The following is an 8,862-nucleotide window of genomic DNA, read 5'->3' as shown; positions in this document are numbered from 1 at the left end:
GTAAGGTATGCTTCACCCGACGGAGAATCAAACCACGATATCCTGATAAATAGCCATCAGTACAGAGAATTTAAGTTTCCTCAGTCTGAAACCTTTCGCGAAATTGACTTTGGCATTGTAGAATTAAAAGCCGGAGATAACCTGGTGCGAATACTCCGCAGTAACTGGAACCCATCGGAAGGTTATTTTGCGCTCGATAACATTAAATTAGAACAGGTATTTGAAAATAAGGAATTAACGAAATAACACAAGAATTGAAAAACAAAATAAATAGAAATGAAAATTACGATTTTAATAGTTCTTTTAGCCTGGGTTACGTATTCGTGTGAGGTTAAAGAAATTAACAAAGAAGAACCCCAACGTCCCAACATCATTTTTATGATGGCAGACGATCATGCCTACCAGGCAATCAGTGCTTACGACGATAAGCTAACACAAACCCCAAATATCGACCGGATTGCCAATGAGGGGATGATTTTTACCAACGCCTGTGTTACCAACTCCATTTGTGCGCCATCACGTGCAGTAATTTTAACTGGGAAACACACGCACATTAATGGAAAAACTGACAATTATTTCCCCTTTGATACAACGCAGGTTACTTTTCCTCAGTTGTTGCAGGATGCCGGTTACCAGACTGCCATGTTTGGCAAATTGCATTTTGGCAATAGCCCGAAAGGATTCGACCAGTTTAAAATTTTGCCCGGTCAGGGGGCCTATTATAACCCCGATTTTATCACAAAAAATGAAGGTACCGTTCGTGTTGAAGGGTATACTACAGATATTATAACCGACATGACCATTGATTGGTTAGACAAAGAACGCGACAAGGAAAAGCCGTTTATGTTGTTTTACTTGCACAAAGCACCGCATCGCGAGTGGTTGCCGGCTGAGCGTCATTACAAAGAATTCACCAAGAAGACTTTCCCTGAGCCGGAAACTTTATTCGATAATTATGAGGGGAGGGGAACAGCTGCTAAAACTGCCGAGATGAATCTGCTGGATCATATGAATTGGGCCGGCGACTCGAAAATCACTCCCGAATTAATGGATGAGCTGGGAATACCCGAGACCTGTGACTGGGACAAATCGGCTTTTGCCCGCGAGGTAGGTCGTCAAAACCCAGAACAGCGTGCCAAATGGGATGCCGTTTACGGACCAATAAACGAAGAATTCAAAAAGAACTATAAAAATATGTCCAGGAGGGAATTGATGAAGTGGCGCTACCAGCGTTACATGCAGGATTACCTGGGAACTATTGCTGCAGTGGACGAAGGTGTTGGAACCGTTTTGGATTACCTTGATGAAAAAGGCCTGGCCGAAAATACAATTGTAGTTTATACTTCCGATCAGGGATTTTATTTGGGTGAGCACGGTTGGTTCGATAAACGTTTTATTTACGACCAATCGTTTAAAACGCCTTTGCTGGTGCGTTGGCCGAACGTAATTACACCCAATACCACCAACACACAAATGGTACAAAACCTCGATTTTGCTCAAACCTTTTTGGAAGCTGCCGGTGTTGAGGCTCCGGCAGATATGCAGGGCGAAAGCCTGGTGCCGCTGTTTAAAGGTGAAACCGAAAATTTCCGAGATGCAGCTTATTACCACTACTACGAATACCCATCGGTGCACATGGTAAAACGCCATTACGGTATTGTTACCGAAGACTACAAACTGGTGCATTTTTATTACGATGTAGACGAGTGGGAATTGTACGACCGCAAAAAAGATGTCAACGAAATGACCAATGTGTACAACGATCCGGCCTACAAAGAAGTTGTGGAGGAGTTAACCATTAAGTTGAATGATTTACGCATAAAATATCAGGATACACCGGCATTGGACAGTACCTATTTGCACGACTTTTTAAATCGTGATACGCCAAGCCATTAATAAAAAAACAGACCGATAAATACAATATTAATGACGTGCGGAGTAGTTGTGAATTTCTTTGTAAATCGAAAATCAATTTGAAACGAATGAATAAAAATACCATACAATACAAATTAATTATTTTTTTATTGTTCTTTTCATATGTGCTTTACGCGCAGGAAAGTACAATGGCAAGCCCTGATAATCATCCGCGCATATACGGTAATAAAAACGCTCAGCAAAATCTTGTCAAAAATGCCGAACAGCTTGAATGGAAAAAAGCCATCGTTCAACAGAAAAAAGAAAACATTGACAAATATGTTGAATTATGCAGCAATGAACCCGACTGGCTGCTTTCGCGCCTGCAAATGAACTGGCTTACAAAACACGACAAAGTGTTTCTGAAAGGTGGCAATTTCTCGCATTCCGAGGGCGAAGCTCCTGTTCCAACCGTTCGTTTTTCAGGAACCCGAGACTGGGCTTCCAATTACCGCTTTCCATCCTTGGAGGATTTGGAGCCTTATTTTGATGATGAGCGCGGAATGTATGTGAAAAGTAAAGAAACCGGAGAAATGGAATGGGTGCATCCGTCGAAAGTGGGGCACGGAATTGAAGGTATAAACCGAAAAATTATGGCTTTGGCTGAAGATGCCGCTTTTTTATACTGGCTAACAGGCGATAAAAAATATGCCGAATTTGCAGCTCCGGTTTACGATACTTACATACAAGGCATGTTTTACCGCGAGGCTCCGGTAGACCTAAATAACTCGAACCAGCAACGCATTTCAGGACTGGCAACTTTTGAAGTTATTCACGAGCAAATTGTGGTTTCGCTTACCCTGATTTACGATTTTATGTTTGATTACCTTAAAGCCAATGGGCACGATATGGCCATGTCTGCAGCCGTTTTTCAGAAGTGGGGCGACCAGATTATTAAAAACGGAGTGCCCGATAACAACTGGAACTTCTTTCAGGCGCGTTTTCTAACTTACATTGCTTTAGCACTTGATGATAATAACTATTACGAAAACGGTAAAGGCCAGCAATATTACCTCGACCATACTTTTACTACCTCTACAGATCGTCAGATTGCATTAAAAGAAGCCGTTGGTAATTACGATTACAAAACAGCTATGTGGCCCGAGTGTGCTTCGTATTCCATGCACGTAACCGAAACCTTACTGAAAATCCTCACCTTGCTTGATAATGCTACCAATGCGGATGAGTTTAAGAATTTCCCGGTAGTGGAAAAAGCAACCCTGTCTTCGTTTCAATACCTTTTCCCCGATGGTGATATTGTTGCATTTGGAGATTCTCGTCACCAGTCTCTTCCGTCAGAAAGTTTTGAATACCTGATTGCCAACTACAGGAAATACAACAAATACGACAAGGAAAAAAAGATTACAGCCTTGTATAAAAGCCTCTCGGAAGATGAGCTGAAGCATAGAGGAAGAGGTTTATTCGAATTGTTTTTCTACGTTGACAATTTGGTGGAAACAGAGGAAAAAACAAAAGAAGAGCTAATCACCAGTTTAACTTCGCCAACATTTTACGCCCCCAATGTTAGTTGGTTTATGCAACGAATGGGAAGTGGCGACAATGCCACGGTAGTTTCAACTTTTGGCGCCATGGGTAACCATGCACATGCCAACGGTGTGGCTATTGAAATGTATGCCGATAACCAGGTAATTGCGCCCGATATGAGCAAAGGGCCAAGCTATTGGCACGAAGACCACCGTAATTATTACTCACGCTATCCGGCTCACAACACCGTAGTTGTCGATGGTATTTCCGACAGCGAAGCCATGCGTGTTCGTCATCCGTTTACCATGGAATTTCATTTCCCTGAATCGGGAGATAAAGACAATATTTTTAAGCAGGTAACTTTTTCTGATGTGTCGTTTGTTGAGCCGGCAACTTTGGCTAAGCAGAACCGTCTTACAGCTTTAATCAATGGTAAATCAGGAAAACCTTATGTGCTCGATATTTTCCGTTCGGAAAGACCCGGAGCTGAAAACCAAAAGCACGAATATTTCTATCACAACCTTGGGCAGTCGCTTAAGCTGTTCGATGAAAATACAGCACCTCTTTCTTTAAACGTTTCAAACCACCTGAATACCGAAGGCAACATAAAAGCATACAACTATTTTACCGATGAAACATCTGTTGCAAGTTCAGAAAATCTGAGTGCGCAATTTAAACTCGAAAGCGCAAAAAATCCAATAAAGAATATGAAACTTTGGATTAAAGGCGACCAGAACAGAACCTATTTTTCGGTAAATGGGCCACAATCGCATGCCTTAAACAAAGCTACTGTTTCTGCCGAAATACGCGAAGCAAAAGTACCTGCTTTGGTTATTCGAAAGGATGGAGAAGCATGGATTAAGCCTTTTGTGGTGGTTTATAATCCTTACGTTGATGGAGGAGAAAAAGTAGTTGCCAAGGTAGCTTATCCTGAAATTGCAGAAAATAATGCTGCACAGTTTATAAATGTTACCCATAGCGATGGAATTACAGTTGATTCTATTGTTGCCACTACTTCTGAAAACGATGTGGTGAACCTGGATGGGTTTTATCAGAAAGGTTTATTAAGTATTAAACGTGTGTCTGAAGACGATAAACCCGACTTTATTTTTACTTCCGGAATTACGCGTTATGCAGCTGCCGGATGGGAAATTTGCACGTTTGGAGAGCCGGTAACCACTTCAATCGAAAGTTGCGATAAAGGTTTTCAAATTCAAAATGATAAACCGGTGTTAATTGGGATGCCTAAAAATTTGAATCCCGATTACGTTGAAATTTACGAAAACGGAAAACTTGTGGAAAAACGCAAAGGGAATTTGAACCGCAATAATCCAAACCGAATTGATTTCAAATTTGAAAAACCATTTGAAAAGGCAGTTATTGTGCTGAAAAAATAGATAAAATAAGATATTACCATGAAGCAGAGACTATTACCTATCGCCTTGCTGTTATCGGTTTTGATAATTGGCTCGGGGATGAAAAAGAAAGAGGATTCGATTTACAAACAGGGCTGGATTGACTTTAATAAAAACGGGGTGAAAGATATTTTTGAAGACCCTGAACAAAAAGTGGAAGACCGGGTAAATAACCTGATTTCTTTAATGAATGTGGAAGAAAAAACCTGTCAGCTAACTACACTTTATGGTTTTTCGAGGGTGTTGGAAGACGAGTTGCCCAACGAAAAATGGAAAAACCGCGTTTGGAAAGATGGTATTGGTAATATCGACGAACACCTGAACACCATTCAGGGAAGGCCTTCTACACATACCGAACATGCTTACCCTTTTAGCAACCACGCCGAGGCCATTAACATTATGCAAAAGTGGTTTATTGAAGAAACCCGCATGGGAATTCCGGTAGATTTTACCAACGAAGGAGTGCATGGTTTGTGTCATAAAAAAGCGACTCCGCTACCCGCACCAATTGGTATCGGTTCAACCTGGAATAAAGATTTGGTTCGAGAGGCCGGAGAGATGGTGGGGCGCGAAGCCAAAGCCTTGGGCTACACCAATATTTATGCGCCAATTTTAGATGTAGCTACCGACCAACGTTGGGGCCGCGTATTGGAATGTTATGGCGAAGAACCCTTTCATATTGCTGAAATGGGCAAACAAATGGTGGAAGGAATTCAGTCGCAGGGCGTGGCATCAACCATAAAACACTTTGCGGTTTACAGTGTGCCCAAAGGCGCCCGCGATGGCGATGCCCGTACCGACCCACACGTTGCTCCGCGCGAAATGCACCAGCTTTACCTGTATCCTTTCCGCAGGGTAATTCAGGAAGCCAAACCAATGGGGGTAATGAGTAGCTACAACGATTACGATGGTGTTCCTGTTTCATCGAGTTATTATTTCTTAACTGAGTTGTTACGTCAACAATATGGATTTACCGGTTATGTGGTTTCCGATAGCGAGGCCGTTGAATATGTTTCGGACAAGCACCGCGTAGCTCCCGACTATAAAGATGCCGTTCGTCAGGTAATTGAGGCCGGATTAAATGTGCGTACCACTTTCCGCACGCCTGAATCATTTATCGAGCCTTTACGCGAATTAATCGCCGAAGGAAAACTGTCGATGAAAACGGTTGATGCCCGAGTTGCCGATGTTCTACGTGTAAAATTTGAATTGGGCTTGTTTGATAACCCGTATGTTGAAGATACAGAAGCCGCCAACTCTTTGGTACACACGGATGCAGATGCTGCTTTCTCGAAAAAAATTAACCAGCAATCGTTAGTACTGTTAAAAAACGAAAATAAATTATTGCCTCTTGATATTGAAAAAGTGGATAAGATTCTGGTAACAGGGCCATTGGCCGACGAAACCAGCTTTACCTACAGCCGTTATGGTCCTGCCGAAAATCCATCGACATCGGTATTTGCAGGAATAAAAAAATATGCAGGCAACAAGGCTCAGGTTGACTATGTGCAAGGTTGCGATATTATCGACCCCAATTGGCCGGGAAGTGAAATTATGTATACGCCACTTTCGGAAGAAGAGCAGACCGGAATTGCTACTGCCGTTGAAAAAGCCAAACAATCGGATATTATTATTGCAGTTGTAGGCGAAGATGAAAAACGCGTGGGTGAATCCTTATCGCGAACTGGTCTTGGTTTACCCGGTCGCCAATCGGAATTGGTACGTGCTCTATACGAAACTGGCAAACCCGTAGTGCTGGTATTAATTAACGGACAACCACTTACCATTAACTGGGAAGACAAATATCTTCCTGCAATTTTAGAAGCCTGGTTCCCGGGAACTGAATGTGGAAATGTAATTGCCGAAACACTGTTTGGCGATTCTAACCCAGGCGGAAAACTTTCCATTACTTTTCCAAAGACGGTTGGGCAGATTCCGTTGAGTTTCCCATTTAAACCAGGTTCACATGCCGGACAACCGGGTGTTGGCCCCAACGGTTATGGAAATACGCGTGTGGTTGGACCATTGTATCCTTTTGGTTATGGCTTAAGCTATACAACTTTCGAGTATAGCAACTTGCAGTTAAGTACCAACGCGCTTCAATCGCAGGCCGATGTTGAGGTAAGTTTCGACGTGAAAAATACAGGCGAAGTTGCCGGCGATGAAATCGTTCAGCTCTATTTAAAAGACGTAGTGAGCACGGTTACAACCTACGAATCGATATTACGTGGTTTCGAACGTGTTTCGCTGAAACCGGGAGAAACAAAAACAGTTACGTTTACGCTAAGCCCCGACGATTTAAAAATCCTGGATATTAATATGAACTGGACGGTTGAACCGGGCACATTTCAGGTTATGGTAGGCGCCTCGTCGGTTGATATTAGGTTAAAAGATGAATTTGTAATTCTGAATTAGACAAGAAAAAGTACAAACCAATTTAGAGAAACATGTGCAAAAAAGTACAAATAGTAACTATTCTTCTGCTTACATTATTGTTCGGATTTCAGGGCTTAGCTCAAGATTGGGCAAATCTTAAAAAATATGCCGAAGCAAATGCCAGCCTTGAAAAACCTTCAAAAGGAGAAAAGCGCGTGGTATTTATGGGAAATTCGATAACTGAGAAATGGAGTAAATACAGTACCGATTTTTTTAGTGAGAATCCATACGTTAATCGTGGAATTAGTGGGCAAGTTAGTTCTCAAATGTTATTGCGCTTTCGCCCTGATGTTATCGCGCTTCAACCTGCTGTTGTAGTTATTTCGGCAGGAACAAACGATATTGCTCAAAATCAGGGTCCGATTAGTTTAGAAGGCATTGCCGGAAATATTTTTTCAATGGTAGAATTGGCAGAGGCTAATGGAATAGAGGTCGTTATAGCCGCAGTTTTGCCTGCAAATTCATATTCCTGGCGTCCGGAAATTAAGCCTGCCGATTCAATAATAGCTCTGAATAAAATGATTAAAAGCTATGCCTTGAAAAATAATATTGTTTACGTTGATTATTATGAGCCAATGGTGAATGAAAGAAAAGGCTTAAAAAAAGAATATGGCAGAGACTCTGTTCATCCGGGACCAGAAGGTTATAAAGTTATGGAAGCATTGGTGCGAGAGGCAATTGCCAAAGCATTGATTGAAAAATAGTTTAATGAAGATACAAATGAAAACGATTATTTATTTACTGCTACTTACAATTTTGTTTGCCGCAACCGGCAACGGGCCTAAAGCCTGGAAGTTTGATAAAACATGGAACATGGTAATTCCTTTAAAAACTAGTTTCTAAAGAGTTATAAGCGAATATATTACAATTGTTAACTAAATATTTAGATATGAACTTTAACCAAAAACTTATTCTTTTTTTGTTTCTGTTGTTGTCGTCGGCCTATTACGCAGAAGCACAAAAAATGCCGGCAGACCTGGTGAATCCATTTATCGACACCCATAATTCACGCTGGTTTTACTTTAATTCGGCCTCTCGTCCGTTTGGCATGGTAAACCTTAGTCCCGACACTGATTCTGATAAAACATGGAGTTCAGGGTATTTATACGATAGCAAAACCATTCGTTGTTTTAGCCATATACATGCCTGGCAGTTGGCAGGTATTGCTGTAATGCCAACAACAGGCGAGTTTAAAGGGCATTTAGGAATGAATGCATACCAATCAGCTTTTACTCACGATACCGAAGTGGCGAAACCCGGTTACCATAAAGTGGTGCTCGATGATTACGAAATAACAGCAGAGCTTACTTCTTCAACACGCGTTGGGTTTCACAGGTATACCTTCCCCGAAAAGAAAAATAAAACCATCATTTTTGATATTGGAGCAAAGCTTGCCCATGGACCTACGGTCTACTCGAAAGTGTGGAAAGTTAGCGATACTGAAATAGCAGGAGTTCAGGTACTAAGCAAAACAGGTCGTCGACCCAAAGATACTCCTGTTTATTTTGTAGCACGCCTAAATAAGCCTTTCAGTTCGATAAAAGCCTGGAAAGATAAAAAGCTTTTGGCCAATGCGCCCGATACCATCCAGGGAGTAAATGCTGGTGCCGCT

At 41.8% G+C, this 8,862-nt stretch carries 6 protein-coding genes and 1 pseudogene; all 7 read left to right on the top strand.

What is annotated here, in order from left to right; genetic code table 11:
• On the top strand, positions 1-246 hold a 246-nt coding region (locus tag ABZB17_RS16805; RefSeq protein WP_372651785.1), incomplete at its 5' end, for a CBM35 domain-containing protein.
• Positions 247-276: 30 nt separating this feature from the next.
• On the top strand, positions 277-1,896 hold the full coding sequence (locus ABZB17_RS16800; protein ID WP_372651783.1) for a sulfatase: 1,620 nt from the start codon (positions 277-279) through the stop codon (positions 1,894-1,896).
• A gap of 86 nt (positions 1,897-1,982) precedes the next feature.
• Entirely contained in the window at positions 1,983-4,796 is a 2,814-nt protein-coding gene (locus ABZB17_RS16795; RefSeq protein WP_372651781.1) for a heparinase II/III family protein, read from the top strand.
• 18 nt (positions 4,797-4,814) lie between these two features.
• Positions 4,815-7,229, top strand: coding sequence for a glycoside hydrolase family 3 N-terminal domain-containing protein (locus tag ABZB17_RS16790; RefSeq protein ID WP_372651779.1), 2,415 nt, complete (start codon positions 4,815-4,817; stop codon positions 7,227-7,229).
• 32 nt (positions 7,230-7,261) lie between these two features.
• On the top strand, positions 7,262-7,954 hold the full coding sequence (locus tag ABZB17_RS16785) for an SGNH/GDSL hydrolase family protein (protein ID WP_372651776.1): 693 nt from the start codon (positions 7,262-7,264) through the stop codon (positions 7,952-7,954).
• A gap of 16 nt (positions 7,955-7,970) precedes the next feature.
• On the top strand, positions 7,971-8,093 hold the full coding sequence (locus ABZB17_RS16780; RefSeq protein ID WP_372651773.1) for a hypothetical protein: 123 nt from the start codon (positions 7,971-7,973) through the stop codon (positions 8,091-8,093).
• A 46-nt stretch (positions 8,094-8,139) separates the two neighbouring features.
• Positions 8,140-8,862: pseudogene (locus tag ABZB17_RS16775) on the top strand (hypothetical protein); the annotation flags it as partial.

This window comes from Draconibacterium sp. (genome assembly GCF_041583095.1).
Lineage (GTDB): Bacteria > Bacteroidota > Bacteroidia > Bacteroidales > Prolixibacteraceae > Draconibacterium.
This window is presented reverse-complemented; position numbering and strand designations above follow the sequence as displayed.